General features: G+C 64.5%; 25 protein-coding genes. 16 read left to right on the plus strand and 9 right to left on the minus strand.

All coding sequences use genetic code 11. The features are described from left to right. Positions 1 to 5: 5 nt before the first annotated feature. The 9 genes from A9977_RS14930 to A9977_RS14970 form a co-directional block, all read right to left on the minus strand. Entirely contained in the window at positions 6 to 764 is a 759-nt protein-coding gene (locus tag A9977_RS14930; RefSeq protein WP_183025647.1) for a hypothetical protein, read from the minus strand. Beyond that, complete coding sequence (locus tag A9977_RS14935; protein WP_183025648.1) at positions 761 to 1,144, minus strand: hypothetical protein; 384 nt, start codon at positions 1,142 to 1,144, stop codon at positions 761 to 763. Before A9977_RS14935 ends, A9977_RS14930 begins: the two co-directional genes overlap by 4 nt. After that, a complete protein-coding gene (locus A9977_RS14940) occupies positions 1,141 to 1,608 on the minus strand; it encodes a hypothetical protein (RefSeq protein WP_183025649.1) in 468 nt (155 codons plus the stop codon). The genes A9977_RS14935 and A9977_RS14940 overlap by 4 nt, the downstream gene beginning before the upstream one ends. An 8-nt stretch (positions 1,609 to 1,616) precedes the next feature. Further along, positions 1,617 to 1,964, minus strand: a complete 348-nt coding sequence (locus A9977_RS14945; RefSeq protein WP_183025650.1) for a hypothetical protein — start codon at positions 1,962 to 1,964, stop codon at positions 1,617 to 1,619. A 41-nt stretch (positions 1,965 to 2,005) separates the two neighbouring features. Further along, positions 2,006 to 2,254 carry a hypothetical protein gene (locus tag A9977_RS14950; protein WP_183025651.1) on the minus strand — a complete coding sequence of 83 codons (249 nt, stop codon included), beginning with the start codon at positions 2,252 to 2,254 and terminating at the stop codon, positions 2,006 to 2,008. Then, positions 2,251 to 2,466 carry a hypothetical protein gene (locus A9977_RS14955; protein ID WP_183025652.1) on the minus strand — a complete coding sequence of 72 codons (216 nt, stop codon included), beginning with the start codon at positions 2,464 to 2,466 and terminating at the stop codon, positions 2,251 to 2,253. The genes A9977_RS14950 and A9977_RS14955 overlap by 4 nt, the downstream gene beginning before the upstream one ends. Continuing rightward, positions 2,463 to 2,657 carry a hypothetical protein gene (locus tag A9977_RS14960; RefSeq protein ID WP_183025653.1) on the minus strand — a complete coding sequence of 65 codons (195 nt, stop codon included), beginning with the start codon at positions 2,655 to 2,657 and terminating at the stop codon, positions 2,463 to 2,465. The genes A9977_RS14955 and A9977_RS14960 overlap by 4 nt, the downstream gene beginning before the upstream one ends. 162 nt (positions 2,658 to 2,819) lie before the next feature. Beyond that, positions 2,820 to 3,293 (minus strand): hypothetical protein, encoded by a 474-nt coding sequence (locus tag A9977_RS14965; RefSeq protein WP_183025654.1) that lies wholly within the window; start codon positions 3,291 to 3,293, stop codon positions 2,820 to 2,822. 276 nt (positions 3,294 to 3,569) lie between these two features. Beyond that, complete coding sequence (locus A9977_RS14970) at positions 3,570 to 4,112, minus strand: hypothetical protein (protein WP_183025655.1); 543 nt, start codon at positions 4,110 to 4,112, stop codon at positions 3,570 to 3,572. A gap of 83 nt (positions 4,113 to 4,195) precedes the next feature. Here A9977_RS14970 and A9977_RS14975 point away from each other — a divergent pair, with 83 nt between their 5' ends. The 16 genes from A9977_RS14975 to A9977_RS15050 all read left to right on the plus strand — a co-directional run bounded on the left by A9977_RS14975 (position 4,196) and on the right by A9977_RS15050 (position 18,443). After that, complete coding sequence (locus A9977_RS14975; RefSeq protein WP_183025656.1) at positions 4,196 to 4,411, plus strand: helix-turn-helix transcriptional regulator; 216 nt, start codon at positions 4,196 to 4,198, stop codon at positions 4,409 to 4,411. 75 nt (positions 4,412 to 4,486) lie between these two features. Then, entirely contained in the window at positions 4,487 to 4,966 is a 480-nt protein-coding gene (locus tag A9977_RS14980) for a phage regulatory CII family protein (RefSeq protein WP_183025657.1), read from the plus strand. 70 nt (positions 4,967 to 5,036) lie between these two features. After that, positions 5,037 to 7,424 carry a VapE domain-containing protein gene (locus A9977_RS14985; protein WP_183025658.1) on the plus strand — a complete coding sequence of 796 codons (2,388 nt, stop codon included), beginning with the start codon at positions 5,037 to 5,039 and terminating at the stop codon, positions 7,422 to 7,424. Between the two features lie 361 nt (positions 7,425 to 7,785). Continuing rightward, a complete protein-coding gene (locus tag A9977_RS14990; protein WP_183025659.1) occupies positions 7,786 to 8,097 on the plus strand; it encodes a hypothetical protein in 312 nt (103 codons plus the stop codon). Next, positions 8,087 to 8,881: a hypothetical protein gene (locus tag A9977_RS14995; RefSeq protein WP_183025660.1), complete on the plus strand. Its 795-nt coding sequence runs from the start codon at positions 8,087 to 8,089 to the stop codon at positions 8,879 to 8,881. The genes A9977_RS14990 and A9977_RS14995 overlap by 11 nt, the downstream gene beginning before the upstream one ends. 403 nt (positions 8,882 to 9,284) lie before the next feature. Then, positions 9,285 to 9,791, plus strand: a complete 507-nt coding sequence (locus A9977_RS15000; protein WP_183025661.1) for a terminase small subunit — start codon at positions 9,285 to 9,287, stop codon at positions 9,789 to 9,791. 59 nt (positions 9,792 to 9,850) lie between these two features. Next, positions 9,851 to 11,941 carry a phage terminase large subunit family protein gene (locus A9977_RS15005; RefSeq protein WP_183025662.1) on the plus strand — a complete coding sequence of 697 codons (2,091 nt, stop codon included), beginning with the start codon at positions 9,851 to 9,853 and terminating at the stop codon, positions 11,939 to 11,941. Then, the gene (locus A9977_RS15010) at positions 11,938 to 12,306 is read left to right on the plus strand and encodes a Mor transcription activator family protein (RefSeq protein WP_286549299.1); all 369 of its coding nucleotides are present in this window, start codon (positions 11,938 to 11,940) and stop codon (positions 12,304 to 12,306) included. The genes A9977_RS15005 and A9977_RS15010 overlap by 4 nt, the downstream gene beginning before the upstream one ends. 30 nt (positions 12,307 to 12,336) lie before the next feature. Next, entirely contained in the window at positions 12,337 to 12,564 is a 228-nt protein-coding gene (locus A9977_RS15015; protein WP_183025663.1) for a hypothetical protein, read from the plus strand. Positions 12,565 to 12,566: 2 nt separating this feature from the next. Beyond that, positions 12,567 to 14,090, plus strand: a complete 1,524-nt coding sequence (locus A9977_RS15020; RefSeq protein ID WP_183025664.1) for a phage portal protein — start codon at positions 12,567 to 12,569, stop codon at positions 14,088 to 14,090. Positions 14,091 to 14,161: 71 nt separating this feature from the next. Further along, a complete protein-coding gene (locus A9977_RS15025; protein ID WP_183025665.1) occupies positions 14,162 to 16,252 on the plus strand; it encodes a ClpP-like prohead protease/major capsid protein fusion protein in 2,091 nt (696 codons plus the stop codon). A 65-nt stretch (positions 16,253 to 16,317) separates the two neighbouring features. Beyond that, positions 16,318 to 16,641: a DUF2190 family protein gene (locus A9977_RS15030; RefSeq protein ID WP_183025666.1), complete on the plus strand. Its 324-nt coding sequence runs from the start codon at positions 16,318 to 16,320 to the stop codon at positions 16,639 to 16,641. 7 nt (positions 16,642 to 16,648) lie between these two features. Further along, complete coding sequence (locus tag A9977_RS15035) at positions 16,649 to 16,966, plus strand: hypothetical protein (protein WP_183025667.1); 318 nt, start codon at positions 16,649 to 16,651, stop codon at positions 16,964 to 16,966. Next, the gene (locus A9977_RS15040) at positions 16,963 to 17,415 is read left to right on the plus strand and encodes a hypothetical protein (RefSeq protein ID WP_183025668.1); all 453 of its coding nucleotides are present in this window, start codon (positions 16,963 to 16,965) and stop codon (positions 17,413 to 17,415) included. The genes A9977_RS15035 and A9977_RS15040 overlap by 4 nt, the downstream gene beginning before the upstream one ends. Before the next feature lie 12 nt (positions 17,416 to 17,427). Then, positions 17,428 to 18,072 (plus strand): phage tail tube protein, encoded by a 645-nt coding sequence (locus A9977_RS15045; RefSeq protein WP_183025669.1) that lies wholly within the window; start codon positions 17,428 to 17,430, stop codon positions 18,070 to 18,072. A gap of 2 nt (positions 18,073 to 18,074) precedes the next feature. Further along, positions 18,075 to 18,443 carry a hypothetical protein gene (locus tag A9977_RS15050; RefSeq protein ID WP_183025670.1) on the plus strand — a complete coding sequence of 123 codons (369 nt, stop codon included), beginning with the start codon at positions 18,075 to 18,077 and terminating at the stop codon, positions 18,441 to 18,443. Positions 18,444 to 18,767 lie beyond the last annotated feature (324 nt).

Consider the following 18,767-nt stretch of genomic DNA (forward strand, 5'->3'; position numbering starts at 1 on the left):
GAGGGTCAGGGCCGCGCGCGGCCGAGTGGGTTGAAGGGGGCTGGGATGGAATGGAGGGCACGGCTTAGCGCCTGGGCGGCCTTCTCGATCTCGTGGCCGAGGTCCAGCGCCTGGCACTTGAGTTCGTCTAGAGCCGCTGCGAGCGCTCGGGCATGGGCGGAGATGCGCTGCAGCTCGGCAGCTGTTTTGCTGGCGGACGGATCCGGCGCTGCGGCCACCTTGGCGGGTGCTGGCGCCACAGCTGGCGGCACGAACCCGGGCAGGGAGATCGCATGCTGGCCATTCACGTGCACGCGCTGAAGCACCTCCTTTTCGATCGGTGTGCTAAAGCTCGCGAGGACCTGCTTCAGCGGCAGGCCAAACTGATCGGAGATCTCGCGGTGCGTGAAGTACTTCGGCGCGCCTGGTGCGCGGAGAGCTGTCAATACGCGCGAGGGAACGCTGTTCGCCCGCGGCTGCCATTCCGCCGCGACACGGCCGGCCGGCGTGAGCTGGGCAGCAGGCGGGCGCTTGGCGGCGGCTTGCGGGGGCGCTGGTGGCGGTGCCGGCGCAACTCGGTGCATCAAGGCCACGGGCTGCCTTTCGCGCATGCTGGGCAGAGATACCCGCGCTCCACCAGGTGGGACCTGCGTGTCGCCCATCCGGCTCGGCAGAGCGAGGGCGTCGTAGGCGCCCGGCCGGGGCGAGCGCGTCGCCAACTCGGCGCCGGTGTAGACCTCGCGCGATGGCGACATGCGCGGGCCTGCGACAGTCGGCTTCGTCATGCCTTGCTCCTCGGAATTGCGTCCGCCCATGGGCAGTCCGGCTGGTGCGGCGCCCACGCCCCCACCGCGCACAGTCGGCACCCCGCGCAGTAGGCGAGCTCGTCGGCGTTGGGCCCGCGCCTGGCAGGCGACTTGCGGCGCTGTATCCGGCGATAGAACGCCATGCTGGCGACGATCCCGAAGGGTCCGCCTGCGAGGTAGGCTGCGACCTCGAGGCCGCTCGCGTCAGGGGCAAGCTTGAAGAGAACCAAGTTGCAGGCGCCGATCGCGAGGCTGTTGAAGAATGCTCCGACGTGATGGCCGTTGTTCACCAACTGGCTCTGCAGGCCCAGCGCAAACACGAGGCCGAACGTGCTGGCCAGGAGATAGACGGCGCTCAAGATTGCCTCTCCTGGCCGGCCGAGACGTAGGGCGGGCGGTACGCATCGTCGCGTGAGGCAAGGTGCTTCTTGATGGCGGAAGCATCGGCTGGATCGATTGCCGTGACCACGTTGATGGTCGGCGCGCCGCGGCCGATGTGCACGCGGTCGATGTTCACGCCGTCCATGGCGGAGCGAATCAGGACCTCTCGCCCAAGGGCGCGCTTCGCACGGTCCCGGATCTCTTGAGTCACGGCGAGGCCGAATTGCTCGACATGCAGAAGATCGAGTGCCAAGGCGACCAGCGGCACCTCGGCCGGGTCGTAGATAACTTCGGCGCCCCGCTTGAACGCGGTGCCGAGGAGCTCCATGGCCAGCCCTTGGGCTAAGGTGATGCCTACCCCTACGATGGGGCGGTCGGCGTCCGTGCGCACGCTGACGTGGCCATGCGGCAGGTCGACGATGGTGATGGTGATGGAGGCCATCTGGTCTTTCAGTGGGAGGGGGTGATCGCCACCGACAGCACATGCGGAAACACCGTCAGCATGTCGATCAAGGTGGTGCGGAAGGAGACGTGCGTGCCGCGCTTCAGGGCAGCGGCGGAGGCCTCCGCTTCTTTGCGCTTGTTCTCGGGAAACGCCTGCTCGACGTGAATGCGCCGGTGCAGAAGGTTCGAGCCGATCGGCGTCAGGTCGAGACAGAGCACGGGGCGGGTGTGCGTCCCGTCGGCATCGAGTTGGTTGCGGATCACCGCGTGACTTGCCATGCGGCCGTGGATCTCGATGACTAGGTCATCGCTGGCCTGCAGCGAGTTCGGCGCATCGTCGGGCGCGTCGAGCATGTCAGCCGGCACCGTCAGTGCAGACGTCTGTACTGCCGCGCTCACGAACCGACCCCCGGGATCTTCATGCCGGAGAGGCCGAGGGCGATGCCGGTCAGGGCGAACACGCTGACGACGAACATGGCGAGGAAGGCGCGCCAGACCCCCGCCATGCATGCGAGGCGGTCCGAGTTGTCCTCGGGCTGATCCACATAGTCCTGCTGCCCGCGCAGCACTTGCTCGGCGCGCACCGCCTCGTCATAGGCGCGGGCCAGGCTTTCTGCGACCCATGGGTCAAGGTCGGGCTTCATCGGCGAGCCCTCCGCGCTTCCATGCGTTCGTCCCACAGCGCCTGGTCTAGCCTGTCTTCGGCCTTGAATGCGAGTGCCTCGTCGCGGGCGAGGGCCGCCGCACGCGCCTCGGCGGCCGTGGGCGCCTCAGGGTTCGTCGCCGCGCCAAGGGCTGCGATAACGAAAGCCGCGATCACGCCGACCAACCAGCGGGTGATGAGCGCGTTGATCACGACGCACCACCAGTGGAAGCTATGACGGCGTCGGCTAGCTGAACAGCACGAGTGGCCAGCGCGGCAGCGACTTCGCCGTTTTTTTCGTCAAGGAGCTCGTATCCGATCGAGCTGATCATTGCCACGGCGATGCGCTGCGTCAGTTCTTGGCGCGCAGTTGGAGGCGGATCTTTCTTGGGGGTGGTTGCCATCTCTTCACTCCTGGCAGCGGGATTGCTGCGGAGTGAGTATCAGCGGCGCTTTTCATTGTGTCAACAGCGTCGCTGATTTTTAGTGGTTTTCGCGCTGATAGGTTTGACGCGGAGGCGCAAAAAAGCCCGCCGGAGCGGGCTTTGTGCCAGGTTGGCGGTGTTCTACTCGGCCCGACGGAGGAGTGGGGCGTTGTAACCGCTCTGCCCGTAGCCCGCCTGCCCCTGGCTGGGTTTGGTGGAAAGGGGTGCGTCAAATGTCAGCATCCCGAAACGTTCAATGCAAACCTTGGAAGAGATCTGTTCTGTATCGAAGTTGAGCAATTTCGCATACGTGGAGCGTGTCACTTTGAATTGCCCGTTGTCTTCGATGTCAGCAACGATGTACTGAAACGCACCGGCTATCACATCAATTCGATAGCCCGTTGCTCGCTTTACTTGCCGAACGTGCGTCGCCATGGCCATGCTTTGGGAGCCTAGAAACCCGTCGAATACGCAGTCTACGAACTGCGCCTGCTCGCCTTGACGAAAGGTGCCCGCTTGAATTGTTTCAAACGAGCCCGGCTTGGCGGCAGTTGTCGGAGCGGTGCCGCATGCAGAAATTACTAGGCACGCACTCAAAGTTAGCAGGAATTTCACTACGAGCCTTTCAATCCGCGGGGCAGGGGGCGCCGTGCGGTAACGTTCTTGAGGGGGGCTGATCGGGTGTAGCCTACATCGCCTGCATCCACGAGGCGATCTGTCACCGTATTCAAGCCCTGCAGAAGGGTGTAAGCCGCAAACTGGAGGCGGTCAGCGAAGCTGCCATGAATGCCATAGTTTGTCTTGCCGTCCGGGCCCTCCCAGAAGTAAATTAGGCCCTTCATATTGCCCGAACGCTCGGCTTGGCTCAGATTCGCCACCAAGTCCGCAAAGCTATCGCTTCTTTCCCGCGTCGGGAAGTTGAAAATTCGTCCCATCGTTTCGCATTCCTTCGTTGTCAAATTGGCCGGTCAAGCCGGTTACTGAATGTGACGGAATGTGAATAGGAGATGGGTTGATTTTCAAAAGTTCGGCGAAAGCTTGGGCAATATCGTTGATTTGTTCCGGATGAAGCGCAAGTCTTCGGAACAGTGGTTCCACCTGCTCGCGTTTTATGTCAGGCAGTGGGCGAACTAGATCTGCAAGAACCCTCAGGGCTGCGATGGGTTCGAGTAAAGGGGGCAGCAGCTCTTTTGCTAAGCGCGGGCTGAAGTCGCTGATGTCGCACTGCAGGCCAGTCGCGAAGCCCTTGGCGGCCTTGAGGCTCAGCGCTGAGGTGCCCGCCAAGAAATTGCCGACTGCGCCTTGGCTTCCGATGCCGTACTTCAGCGCGAACGCCGCTTGAGACATCGTCTTCTTCTTGTCCCAGATGGCAGAGAGCGCCGCGGCTTCGGCGCGGTGCTCATCTGTGATCGTCGCCTTGCGAGAGTTGGGCATCTGCGGATTATCAGGCGCGCTTTTAATCAAGTGGATCAGCGGGACTGTTGACGTAACGAAAAGCGCCGCTGATAATCAGCGGCATGCACAACCTGAAATCCATTCGTGATCGTCTCGGAGTAACCCAGCAGGTCCTGGCCGGCGGCATCGGCTGTACGCAGGGGAACGTAGCGAACCTTGAGGCGGGCCAAGCGCTTCGCCCAGAGCTCGCTCAAAAACTCGTGGCTTTTGCGAAAGAACGCGGCATCGAACTGACCTTCGACGACGTGTACTGCCAAGCGGAAGCTAAGGCGGTCTAGGTGTTTTTTTGTCATGGCAGCAGTTTCAACGCGTTTGGTGATTGCGGGCTATGGCGCTCTTTGTCTCCCATAGATATGAACATTCTTGACACAGTGCGCCGAATGGCGCGTGGTTATCCCGGCGGGACCGACGCCGTCGCACTTCGGTTGGGGAAATCCGCGTCGACATTCGAAAAGGAATTGCGAGGAGCTCCAGGCTTCAAGCTCGGCGCCGAGGACGCGGCCGACGTTTCTGCCATGTGCATGGATGTTCAAACCGAGAACGCGATGGCCTACGCGACCGCGATTGCTGTCCGCACCGGCTGCATGCTCGTACCACTGCCGATTGGCATCGATGTGAATGCCGATGAGTGCATGCGCGCTGCGGCCGAAACGTCCCGCGAAGCGGCCGAGCTGATCGCTGAGGTGCTGGGCTCATTGGCGGATGGCAATGTCAGCGACAACGAGCTGGCACGTGTAGATCGGGCGAGCGGGGAGCTGGTGGCGGCAATGCAGGCAATGCGGCGCGTCATGGCAGAGCGCAATAAAGCCAGCAAGCCACCGGTGCTCGAATGAGCCTCGAGGCTCCTCTGCGCCAGGAGCCGCAGGTCGCGGCCCTGGCGTCTAACTCTGCGTCGCGCATCGAATGAGCGAGGCGCCTGAGTTCCCCGTGGTGGCTGCGCCCTTGTGGGCAGCGATCCCTCAATCGCTGGCCGCCAGGCAGCAATGGGTGCTGTGGAAGTTCGAACACAAAGAGGGGGCGAAGAAGCCGCAGAAGATGCCCTATTACGTGGGGGGCGGCAAGCGCGCTGGAGAGCAGGGCAGCGATCGCGATCGCCAGCGGCTAGCAACCCTGCCCGTCGTACGAAAGCGCTTTGAGGCTGGCGGTTGGACCGGCGTCGGTCTCGCTTTCCTCCCCGACGATGGCTTGATCGGCATTGACCTGGATGGTCAGCAAGAGCCCGACGGTAGTTGGTCAGACCGATGCAAGAACATCGTCGGCGCCTGCGACAGCTTCACCGAGATCTCGCCGAGCGGGAAGGGCGTGCACATCATCGTCGAAGGATCGACGAAGACGAACAAGGACAACGGCATCGGCGTCGAGGTCTTCTGCGGCAGCCAGTACTTCACGATCACCGCCAATCGTTTCCCCAACACTCCCGCTGAGGTGCAGGCGATCGACGAGATCGCGTTGAGACGTCTGCACAAGACGATCGACGACGCCAAGGCCGCGGCGAAGGCTGCCAAACAAGCACCTCCAAAGCCTTCGCGAACTCTACCTGCCGCGCAGCCAGCTGGTGATGGCGTGGACGACTTTCAGCGAGTCAAGGAAGCCGCGATGGCGAACTTCGGCGCGTGGGTGCCGGTGCTGTTCCCGAGTGCGGTCGCTGTCGGGTCGAAGTACCGCATCACCTCCAAGTCGCTCGGTCGAGATCTGCAGGAAGATCTGTCGATCGCGCCTGAAGGCATTTGCGACTTCGGCGTGGCCGACATGGGCGACCCTAAACAGGGCGCGCGCACACCGATCGACCTGGTGATGGAGTGGCTCCCGGCAGAGAAGCCAGCCGATGCATTGAAGTGGCTCGCCCCGCTTGTCGGCGTCGAGCTCACCAAGCCCAAGCGGGCAAGCAAAAATCGCGACCTTGAGGCTCGCGCTGGCGGGCAGGGGGGCGGGCGTGAGGGGCCTCCTCCAGGCGGCGCTGTGCCGCCGTTGGACGACGACGATGGCGAGGCCTACGACAACGTCATGTCGAAGCTGGTGAAGGGCCGAGGGGGCCGGCCAGACGACTGTCGCGAGAACGTGCTGTACTGCATGCTCAACGATCCGGCCCTGCGCGGCCTGATCAAGAAGAACGACTTCAGCCAGCTCCTCGAGCGTAGCAAGGACGCGCCCTGGGGGCGCCCTGCAGGCGAGTGGGACGACGAAGACGACCTGATGCTGGGCGAGTACCTGCTCCGGCGATTCGGCCTCGGCATCAAGGGCAAGGGCACCCTGCGTGATGGCGTGCTGATGGCCGCGCGCCTCAGCAAGTACAACCCGATCGTCGACTGGATCCATGCCGAGAAATGGGACGGCGTCCCCCGCATCGACCACTGGCTTGCTGACGTCTTCGAGGTCGAGGACCGACCGTACACGCGGCTGATCGGCCGCTGCTTCATGATGGGCCTGGTCAAGCGCGCGATCCAGCCAGGCTGCAAGTTCGACTACATGCTGATCCTGAAGGGTGAGCAGGGCTTGTCGAAGTCCGGCGCCTTCCGCGCGTTGGCCTACCCGTACTTCACCGACAACGCGATCCGCATCGGCGACAAGGACAGCCAGATGGCCATGCAGCTCGCCTGGATCGTCGAGTCGGCCGAGCTGGAGTCGCTGAACAAGTCGGAGACGACGCTGATCAAGCAGTTCCTCTCAGCCCAGGAGGACTGGTACCGGCCGCCTTATGGCTCGCAGATGGTCAAGCAGCCGCGGCACAGCGTCAACGTCGGCACGACCAACGCCGACACCTTCCTCAAGGACGCCACGGGTGACCGACGCTTCTGGCCGCTCGAGGTCAAGGTGGTGCATCTCGACATCCTGACGCAGCAGCGCGCGCAGCTACTGGCCGAGGCGCTGCATCGGCTCAACGAGGGCGAGCAGTACTGGCCCACCAGGCAGGAAGAGAAGGACCTGGTGTTCCCAGAGCAAGAGCCCTTCAAGCGCTCGGATCCGTGGGAGGACAACCTCGACGAGTATGTCAATGCCGACCACGGCACGCTGCCGGCCGACGTGCCTCGTCGCGACCGTGAATTCTTCCCCAGCACCGAGCTCTACGACAAGGCGCTCAACATCAAGGCGGACCGTATCGACGGCAACGGCCAGATGGATACCCGGATCGTCAACTGCATGCGGCAGCTGGGCTTTAAGCGGCACCGCGAGACCACTGGCAAGCGCCGGCGGGGCTACCTGCGCCTGCCGCCCGCAACACCCGTCCAGGCGCCCGCGCAAGCCGGTGTGCCGCCCGACAACCACGAGGAGGGCGATGACCTCCCGTTCTGACATCAACGCGCGCCTGGCTGGATGCCACGCGGATCGGTCTCGCCCCGTGCATGCGTCTGCGCGCACGGTCCTGACGCCACCGCCGTCCACCCTCGTCCACCCTCCGTCCATGGGGGGGTGGACGGCGCAAGCCGTTGATTCCATTGCGTTATTTGCAATCGGTCCAGCCGTCCACCCTCCGCCTCGATTTCCTTCACACGTAGGTGCGTGCGCAGACAGGCGGGCGCGTGTCCGCGCGCGCTCGCGGGCGCAGCTCACCCACACCTGTTGGTCGGGTTGGACGGCTGGACCAACTCAACAGCCATGCGGGTTTCAGCCGTCCACCCTCCGTCCAGCAGGCCCAATCGAAAGGACCGATCCGATGAATCAGCCAGCAAAGCAGCCCGGCATGCGTGAGCGCATGCCTGATACGGCGCAGTGGATCGATGCGCGTCGCCTCGAGTGGGGCAAGGCCCACGTGGACGACTGCCTGCGCCGGGCTACCGTTGACAAAGAGCCCGGGCATTTCTATGCCATCGAGCGTGGCCACGTCGCCGGCACGCCGTTCGCAGCCGACCACGAGGTCGCAGAGCTGCAGCGCTATGCCGTGCTGCATGCGTGCACCTTCGCCGCATTCATGCGGGAGCCGGTGCCAGTGCAGACGTCTGCACAAGGGGGCGGCCATGCGAATTGACGTGCGCGACAACTTTCCCGCAGCGCAGGCCGCAATGCGCGCGAATGGCAAACAGGCACGCTTCGCCACGGCGGTAGCCCTCACGCGCACCGGCTCTGACGTGCGTGCAGAAGTGAAGGTTGGCATGCAGACCCGCTTCGATCGGCCGACGGCGTTCACGCTGAACTCCCTGTTCCTCAAGCCGGCGACGAGGGAGGACCTGACGGCGCGCGTCTGGGTGAAGGACAGCGAGCGGCCCAGTCACTATCTGCTGCCTCAGATCATGGGCGGTGCCCGACAGCAAAAGCGCTTCGAGCAGCTGCTCGTGCAGCGTGGCGTGATGCGCGCGGGTGAGCGCGCTGTGCCTGGTGCGGGCGCCATCATCGACAGCCACGGCAACATGGCACGCAGCCAGATCACCAAGATCCTCAGCCAGCTGCAGGCCTTCAACATGGCTGGCTTCGACGCCAACGCGACGAACAGCAAGCGCAGCGTTTCCAAGCGGAAGCGCGAGGCCTTCTTCTTCAGCACCGGGCCTGGCACCCATCCCTACGGCCGCCGCTCTTGGAAGCGAGGGCGCATGAAGCAGCACCTGGCGCGCGGCATTTGGTCGCGCATCTCGTTCGGTGCGATGTCGTCTGCAGTGCTGCCGGTGCTGCTGTTCGTCGACCGGGCGGCCTACAGCAAGCGTCTGCCCTTTGAGGAAATCTCCCAACGCACCATCGCGCGCGTGTTCCCGGGGCACTTCGATCGAGAGATGGCGAAGGCTTTGGCCACGGCCAAGCCGGTCAGGGGGGCCGCTTGATGGCTCGCTTGTGGACACAGCTCAAGCGCTGGGCATGCGCCCATCACTGCTACATCGAGGACATCAGAAGGGTCTCGCCGGGCAGTGTGCGGTGCGTCTGCGCCAAGTGCGGGCATACCCTCGACGCGCCCTACGGTATCGCGCTCAAAGCCCGCCTGATGCAGCGGTCAGGGACCGCTCGATGACGCGCCCGTCCCTTCGTCGCCCTGTCGGACGCTCCTGGGGGGTGGCATCGGCGGCAAAACGCCTGTTTTGTTGCGTCAAAGCGACGTTTCTGCCGCCTTGCACCGTTTTGGTGCGATTTCGACCCCCCTGTCAAGGGTCCTCCCGGCAAGGCCTCGATACGGGTAATTCGGGGCGCGTTCATTTTCTAGTTCACCCACTTTGCATAGGGTAAGTAAGCATGTCGATCAAGGGTCAGGAACAGATCGCGGCGCTCTTCGGCGTGTCGCCCAAGACCATCACGGAGTGGCAAGTGATCGGCTTTCCCGTGGCGGTCCAGGGCGGGCCCGGCGTCGCGAGCGAGTACGACGCGCCGTCGTGCATCGCCTGGCTCGTGGATCGCGAAGTGCGCAAGGTGCGCGCGGAATCGCCGAAGGACCGGGTGTTGCGGCTACAGGGCGACAAAATCGAACAAGAGATGCTGCGCGAGCGTGGCTTGCTCATCCCTGCGGATCAGATCGAACCGCTGTGGGCGAGCGCGGTGCTGGCCGCTCGCGAGTTCCTCCGCGGCGAGCCGCCGCGGCTGGCGTCCCTGTCGATAGGACTCGACAAGCCTGCGGTCGAACAGCTGCTGCGCGCAACCTTTGATGATTGCCTGAAGCGGCTGTCTGACTGGCGCGCACCAGGCGATGACGACGATGACGACCCCGAAGCAGATCGCGGCGACGAAGAGGATGAAGGCTCGTGAGATACGGCCCATCGTTGCCCCACAACCCCGACGCTTGGGCAGGGCAGGCGCTGCGCGCGATGTTCGCGCGCGTGTGGCGCAGGCTCAAGCCGCCGCCCCGCATCGATGGCGCGCAGTGGTCGACCAAGTACCGCGTGCTGAGCAACGAAGAGTCGGCGCTCAAAGGCCGCTTCAGTTGGGCCGTTTCGCCCGCGCTTCGCGAGATCGCTGCGATGGCCACCCAGCCATCGGTGCGAAAGATCGTTGTGCAGAAGAGCGCGCAGGTCGGCTACACCGCAGGCATCGTCTGCAACATCATCGGCTACCACATCCACTATCGGCCGAGCGTCATCGTTGCCGCGTTCCCGCGCACCATGGCGGCCAAGGACTTCGCCGCCGAGAAGCTCGACCCCATGATTCTGAGCACCAAGGTGCTGAGCCGACGGATCATGATCAAGAGCCGGTCCCAAGGCAACAGCACGCTGCGCAAGCGGTTCGCGGGCGGCCTGATCAAGCTGGTCGGCACCAACAGCCCGAGCGACGTGAAGTCCACCAGCGCGCGCCTGGTCATCGTCGAGGAGCCTGACGACGCGGCGTCTGATGTGCGCGGGCAGGGCAGCTCGGTCAAGCTGCTCGAGGAGCGCGCCAAGACCTATCCCGATCACCTGATCCTGATCGGCGGAACGCCCACCGCGAAAGACGCGAGCGTAGTCGAGGACGAGATGCGGAAGACCGACAAGCGGTACTTCCATGTCCCCTGCCACGGGTGCGGCGATAGCCATGTGCCCGCCTGGGAGAACGTCACCATTCCCGAGGACCTCGACGCTCCATTGCACGAAGTCTATGGTCGCCATCAGCACGCCCGAGCCTTCTACGCATGCCCGCATTGCGGGGAGCTCTGGTCAGAGGAACAGCGGATCGCCAACATCCGGAGAGCCGAGCGCGATGGTGGCGGGTGGGTCGCAACGCAGGCGAGCGAGACGCCGGGCTACTACCTGAACGAGCTGCTCAGCACTTTCGACGGCTCGCGCGTGCCGGTCCTGGCCCGCAAGTATCTCGAGGCGAAAGCGAACCTCGACAAGGGCGATGCGGGCGACATGATCGCCTTCACCAACAGCACGCTGGGATTGACTTGGGAGTACCGGGGCGAGCTGCCCGAGGAAGAGACCCTGCGCGCGCGCGCCATGAAATACGCCGAATGGTCGTGCCCCGTCGGCGGCCTGGTGCCATTGATGACGGTCGACGTGCAGCATGACCGCCTGGCCGTCACCGTCTGGGTTGTCGGCCGCGGCGAAGAGATGTGGCTTGCCTACTGGGGCGAGCTCTTCGGCAAAACGGTGGTGGCGCACGATGGCGCGTGGATTGAGCTCGAGCAGTACATGGCCAGGCGTGTGCGGCACTCGACGGGCGCGGGTCTGCCGATGACTGCCGTAGCGATCGACAGCTCGGATGGTCAGACGAGCGATGCTGTGTACGCGTTCGTGCGCAAGCATGACCGCAGCAACCGCCACGTCTACGCGATCAAGGGCGCCCCTGACGCGGTCGGCCGCGTCGAGATCTGGTCGCCGCCGAAGAAGATCGATCCGAACGTCCGCTCGACGAAAGCGGCCCGCGCCGGTATCAGCATCAGCATCATCGGTACAGCCAAGGCGAAGGACCTGATCCTGGGCTGGTCTGAACAGGCAGGTCGGGTCCGCCTCGAGGGCGAGGGCCCGGCGCGCATGCATTGGTATGAAGGTGTGCGGGACGACTTCTACGAGCAGCTCCTCAGCGAAATCAAGATCCCTGGCCGCGTGAACAAGAACGTGCGCGAATGGAAGCCGCGCACCGATCGCCGCAACGAGGCGCTCGATTGCACCGTCTACGCCGTGTGGCTCTCTCGGGCTCTTCGGCTTCATCTACGCAAGCCTGCCCAGTGGGACATGGCAGAGAGCCAGGTCCGCCAGGCGCCGCTGTTGGAAGAGGGCGATGATGGGGTCTACAGCCCTCCGAGCACGACGTCCGGCACATCAGCAGACCAGCCGGCCGCAGCCCCTTCTCAGCAGCCTTCCCCGCCATCCCAGCCTCCGGCGTCGCAAGTGCCAGTGCGGCCAACCCCTCTCGCGCGCCCGCACGCTGTGCCGCGCGCTCCTAGTTCTTTTGCCTCCGACGATTGGAGTGACCGCCTGTGAACAAGCCCCAAAACAACATGACCCTCGGGCAGACCGAGGACGCTGCAGTGCAGCTTGAGAACGAGTTCACGAGCATCGTCCGGGAGGAGATCGGGATGCACGAGGGCATGGCCGCGATGTTCGCGCAAGCCCTGGTGCGCGGTCTGCGCCGCAAGCTCGGTGGCCAGGACATCTACGTGCCAGCGCCTGACCGCTCCGAGCGCGACGCCGCGATCCGTCGGCTGTTCGATGGCAGCAACCTCGCCGATGTGATGCGAACGCATAACGTCAGCCGCAGCACGGTCTATCGCGTCACCGGCCGGCGCGACCCGCAGTCGGTGCGCATCGGTATGGGGTCTGCAAAAAGTCCCATTTCACCCCTTTGAATGGGACGCGACCGTGCGTAGCTTCCAGCCATGACCAACGCCCAAATCATGCTCACCAAATACCTCGAAGCCGAGGTAGCCGTTCTCAGCGGTAGGTCCATCTCTTTCAACGGGCGGACGCTCACAAACGAGGACCTCAGTGAGATCCGCAAGGGTCGAAAGGAATGGGAGAGCCGTGTAGCCAGCGAAAGCGGCGTGGGCTGTGGCATCGGCGGTCTGTCTTACTCGGTGGCCCGATTCGACGGCGAGCGGGGCTGAACATGAACATCATCGACCGACTCGTAGCCCAGCTCGATCCAGTGCGCGGCTTGAAGCGCGCACAGCACCGCCAGGCACTGGCCTTCTACGAAGGCGCGAAGCCGACGAAGCAGCGAATGCGTCGCACTGACAACAGCAGCGCGAACACTCTCGTCGGTGCGAGCGCGGCGCAGTTGCGCGCTCATGCGCGTTTCCTGGAACGGAACCACGACATCTCCCGTGGCGCGCTTCGTGTCATGGTCAACAACATCGTCGGCGCTGCCGGCATCGGCGTCGAGCCGATACCGCGTCGGCTCGACGGCACCATCCATACCGAGTACGCAACCGCGCTTCGTGCGGCCTATAAGGCCAGGCAGAAGGCGCCCGAGGTCACCGGCCGGTACCGCGGACCGCTTGCCCAGCGGCTGATGGCATACACCTGGCTACGCGATGGCGAGTGCTTTGCCCAGCAGCTGATCGGCCCGGTGCCATTCTTGGAGCATGGCTCGGCGGTGCCCTATTCGCTGGAGATCTTCGAGCCCGACTTCGTACCGATGGACTATGACGACCTTTCGAAGGGGATCCGGCAGGGCATTCAGGCCAACTCATGGGGGAAGGCGACAGGCTACTGGGTGCACAAGACCGATCCGCGCGAGATGCTCAACTTCGCTGACTCGTCGAACCTCAAGATGATCCCGGCGAATCGCATGCTCCACATGGCCACGCTCGATCGCCTGCATCAGCGTCGTGGCGTGTCGGAATTCGCGAGCGTTCTCACGCGCCTCGAGGATCTCAAAGACTACGAAGAGAGCGAGCGCATCGCCGCCAAGATCGCCGCATCGCTCACGGCCTACGTGAAGCGTGTTGACAAGGAGGCCGGCTACTCGCCAAACGTCGATGCGACAGGCCGGCCAATCCCGCGAGACCTTCGGATGCAGCCGGGAATGATCATCGACTCGCTCGAGGTGAATGAGGAGATCGGGATGATCGACAGCAACCGCCCGAATCCGAATCTCGTCACCTGGCGCCAGGGCCAGCTCAAGGCGTTCGCTGCCGGCATCGGAGCGAGCTACTCGAGCGTCAGCCGCGACTACGACGGGACGTACAGCGCGCAGCGGCAAGAGCTGGTCGAGCAGTGGGTGCACTACGCGGTGCTGGCTGACGAGTTCGTCGGCATGTTCGTGCAGCCCGACTATGAAACGTTCGTTCAAGTTGCGCACCTGAGCGGCGTGGTGCCGACACCCAGCGACGTGATGCCCGGCACGGCCGACGACGCGCTCTACATCGGCCAGAGCATGCCGTGGATTGACCCGGTGAAGGAGGCCAATGCGTGGGAGTCCCTTGTTAAGGCCGGCTTTGCAAGCGAGACCGAGGTGATCCGCAAACGCGGCGGGAACCCGCGCGACGTGCTCGACCAGGTCGAGACTTTCCGCGACGATGCGGCGAAGCGCGGCCTGGTGTTTTCCAGCAACGCAGCGAACGTGCCCGGCGCACCGATCGCAGGGGCGCCAATCCCCGCTGACGTTGACGAGGACGCTTCGAAATAGTCCCATTTCTTCCCTAGAAACGGGACAACCTTTTCCAGACACTGAGGCCTCTCAATCGAGGACCTCAGTTCATGAAGCAATCAACCTGGTACGCCATCCGCCGCAAGACAGCAATGGCGGCCGCCGTGGTGGGCGCGCTCGCTGCAGCCGAGATCTACATCTACGGTGACATCGGCGAGAGCTGGTACGAAGAGACGACCTCGGCCGCCACCTTCGTTCGCGAGCTGCAGGAACTCGACGTCGAGGCGATCACGATCCGGGTGAACAGCATGGGCGGCTCGGTGCCCGACGGCTTCGCCATCTACAACGCGATCCGTCGCCATAAGGCCACCGTCACCATCGAGGTCGACGGCGTCGCCTTCTCGATCGCCAGCCTGATCGCCATGGCCGGCGACAAGGTGCACATGGCCAGCAACGCAATGCTGATGGTGCATGCCCCGTGGCAGTACGCGGCTGGCAACAGCGTCGAGCTCCGCGACCTTGCTGACCAGCTCGACACCTGGGCTGCGGCGATGTCCACCAGCTACGCCGCACGTACCGGCGACCAGGCCGGAATGCTCGCGTTGCTGACCGACGGCAAAGACCATTTCTACACGGCCGAGGAAGCCCTCGCCATGAAGTTCATCGACGGCATCACCGATGCGATGCCTGTCTCGGCAAGCGCCTCGGCAATGCCGCTCAATCGTTACCGCTCGCTGCCGGCAAACGTGCCGGCAGCGGGTCCATCCGCGGCAGCTGCCGCAATTTCCGCTGAAGAGGAATCTATGAAGACACTCCGTACCCCCCTGCTGCTGTCCGCCGTCGGCGCTGCAGCAGCCGGCGCGGGCGGCGGCGGAACCGCCGCTCCCGCCGTTTCGGCCGCTCCCATTGCCGCTGCCGTCGACCAGGCGTCGATCCTGGCGGCCGACAAGGTCCGTCGAGATGGCATCCGCGCCAGCTTCGCACCGTTCGCGTCGCGTCCCGGTGTCGACACGCTGCGCATCGCTTGCGAAGACGATCACGGCATGACGGTGCAAGCCGCTGGCCAGAAGTTGCTCGCCGAGCTCGCCAAGGGTTCGACGCCGGTGGCAGGCGCCCACGTCATCACGATGGACGACGAGGCCGACAAGCAGAAGCGCGGCGCCACGCAGGCGCTGCTGGCCCGCGCCGGTTACGAAAAGATCGAGGGCGCGAACCCGTATCGCGGCTACACCTTGGCCGAGATGGCTCGCGCCAGCCTGACCCGTGCCGGCTTCCGCAGCGAGGGCATGGACAAGATGCAGTTCGTCGGTGCCGCCTTCACGCACAGCACGAGCGACTTCCCGCTGCTGCTGGCCAACGTCGCGAGCAAGGCGCTGATGAAGGGCTACCTCGAAGCCGAAGAGACCTTCCAGCTCTGGACCCGCGCCGGCAGCCTGCCCGACTTCAAGCCGGGCAACCGCGTCGACCTGAACGCGTTCCCAAGCCTGCGCAAGGTGGCCGAGGGAGCCGAGTACAAGTACGCGACGATGGGCGAGCGCGGCAACACCGTGGTGCTCGCCACCTACGGCGAGCTCTTCAGCATCACGCGCCAGGCCATCATCAACGACGACCTCGACGCCTTCACGCGCGTTCCGCGCCTGATGGGCCGTGCTGCTATCCGTACCGTGGGCGACCTGGTGTACGCGATCCTGACGGCCAACCCGCCCATGCCCGATGGCAAGACGTTGTTCCACGCGGATCACGGCAACCTGCTGGCCGCTTCCGGCATCAACACTGCCAGCGTCGACGCAATGCAGTCGGCCATGGCGCTGCAAAAGCAGGGCGCCACGGCGCTCAACATCGGCACGAAGTACCTGATCGTGCCGCGAGCGCTCAAGGGCATCGCCAACGTGGTCCGCGCCAGCGAGTTCGAAGTGGGTGCAGCAGCCCGGAACAACTCCGTACCGAATAGCGTGCGCGAGACGTTCGATGTGATCTCCGACGCCCGTCTGGACGCCGCGTCGACGACGGCCTGGTACGGCGCTGCCGACCAAAACAGTGCCGACACGATCGAGGTGAACTACCTCGACGGCAACGACCAACCGTACCTCGAACAGAAGAACGGCTGGAACGTCGACGGCACCGAGTTCAAGGTGCGCATCGATGCCGGCGTGTCGCCGCTCGACTGGCGCACCCTGGCCAAGAATCCCGGCCCGGCCTAACTCGTACGGGCGGACTGCGAGTCCGCCTTGTTCCCCTATCTGTCACACATCCTGAGGAATTCACCATGAAGAACTTCATCCAAGAGGGCGCCGTCCTCGACTACTCGCCGGCCGGCGCGGTGGCAGGCGGCGCCGTCGTCGTCATGGGCGTGCGCGTCGGTGTCGTCGTCGCCGACATTCCCGCCGGCGGCCTCGGCGCCGTGCGCGTCAAGGGCGTCGTCGAGCTCGCCAAGGTCGCCGCCGACACTCCTGCGCAGGGCGCGCTGCTGTACTGGGACGCCGCCAACAGCCGGCTGACCACCACGGCCGCCGGCAGCGTACTGGCCGGCTACGCGGCGAAGGCCGCCGGCAACGGCGCCACGACCGTCTGGCTGCACCTCAACGCCTGAGCATCCTGTGCTCGCCGGCTACGCGCTCCTCGAAGCCCGCGCCAACGCTGCGGTGGTCGCATCCCTCTCCAACAGGCTTGTGACCTTCGGAGCGTTTGCCTTCACGGCAATCTTCGAGGATGCCGGAACGGTGGCGCTCAGCGGCCTGGTCGAGACGGTCGAGCCTCGGCTGATGGGCGTGACCGATGTAGCCCGCGCCGCGCTCCCACACGATGCGTTGCTGACGATCGTGCATCCGGTGTCCCTTGCGGCCGTGCAACTGAAGTTCGTCAGGTCTGAGCCCGATGGCTCGGGCTTCCACACCCTTTATCTGCGGAAACCATGAGCATGTCTCACGTGCAGCAGCAGATTCTGGATGAGCTGGAAGCCGTGCTGAAGGCGGCGGCAACGGACGCGGGACTGCATGTCTTTCTTGACCGGGCAGATCCGCTGCGCCCCGACCTGTTGCCCGCACTGCTCATTGCTGAAGCACCTCAGGGCGAGGAGATCGACGCGCAGACGGTGCGCGGTCTCGAACAGCGGATCTACAGCGTGCTGATCACATGCGTAGTCGCGGACGAAGGCGACTCCGCCCGGCTGGCTCGTGAGCTCGGGCGGCAGGTCGAGACCGCGCTGACGTCGCGCACTGCCCAGCTTCCCAAGGCGGGCAGGGCGCAGATCGCAGCAGCTCGTATGACTTCGGACAGCGATGGCGACTGCAACATGGCCCAGCGCGAGCAGCTCTGGCGCTTCACCTATTCCACCCGGCGCGGTGCGCCGGGCGACCCCTTGTAACTGGAGCTTCTCATGTCCATCCAAATCTGGTCTGACGTCGACGTCGACGTTCAAAGCGTCGCCGCAGCAGCGAAACCAATCACTGCCATCACCAAGGCCAATCCGGCGGTGGCCACCGTTGAAGATCACGACCTGATCGCCGGCGAAGTCGTTCTGCTCCGCGTAAAGGGGCTGGGCGAGCTCGACTATGCGGTGGCGCGAGTCGGCGCGGTCACCGCCGATACCCTCGTTCTGCTTGGCATCGACACCACTGACTTCAGTGGCGCCTTCGTTTCTGGCTCCGTGTCGAAGATCACCTTCGGCTTCAGCGCCGAGACGATCACGGACGTGACGCCCAGCGGTGGCGAGGCCGCCAAGGTCGCCATCACGACCATCCACAAGCGGCCCGACTTCAACGCGATCGGGAAGGAAACCCCGCTGTCGTACGCGCTCGGTTCGCTGTGGGACATCGAGGACCCAGCCCTGATCGCGTTCAAGGCCGCTTCTCGCGCGAAGAAGATCATTGCCGTCCGATTCGGGTTTCCGGACGGCACGCAGATCCTCTTTGCGAGCCTGCCCAGCACCAAGCTCGCACCTGGTGGTGCGGCTGGCGCCGCAGTGACCACGCCGGTCAGCCTGGAAGTGCGTGGCTTGCTGACCGCCTACCCGGGAGCTTGACCATGGCTGTTTCACGCGATGACGTGAGCGTCCCAGAGCTGCCCGAAGAGGAGGTCCCTTTCCCGCCTTTCAAGGGCGATGTCCTGGTGCGCGGCCTCCTCATGTCCCGGCGCCTTGCCAATGATCGGCTGCACGTCGCGGCGCTGAAGCCCCTCGATGGCGAGAACGAAGAGCAGGCACATGCGCGGGCCGGCAGCCAGATCGTCACCCGGATGCTGCACCACTCCGTAGTGGATGTCGACGGCACGCCGCTGTGCAGCGAAGAAGAGTGGGATCGCCTCGGTGCGCTGCATCGAACCGACGTCTTCCGCGTCTTCAACGTCGCAATGCGGCTCTCGGGTCATGACCTGGAACTTGCGACAAAAAACTGATTGCCCAGCCCACGCTGCGATTCGCTCACGAATTGGCGCTGGAGCTGGGCTGGAGTGTTCATGAGCTGGGCGAGCGGATGTCCGCTGAGGAGTTTGGTCAATGGCAGGTCATGTTTGCGAGGGAGGAGCTGACAGCGCGTGCGCGGCACTTCCGCCATGCGCAGCAGCTGGCTGCTCTGATGCAGGGCGCCAGCACGCGGCGCGACCATGCACCGTGGGTAGCAGCCCACTTCCTTGGCCCAGACCCATGGGCGCCCCCACCGCCGCCAGTCCCAGCCGCCAATTCGAGCGCCAGCATTCTGAAGCAGGTGAAGGTGCTCAATC

This window comes from Variovorax sp. UMC13 (genome assembly GCF_014170375.1).
Taxonomy (GTDB): domain Bacteria; phylum Pseudomonadota; class Gammaproteobacteria; order Burkholderiales; family Burkholderiaceae_C; genus Variovorax.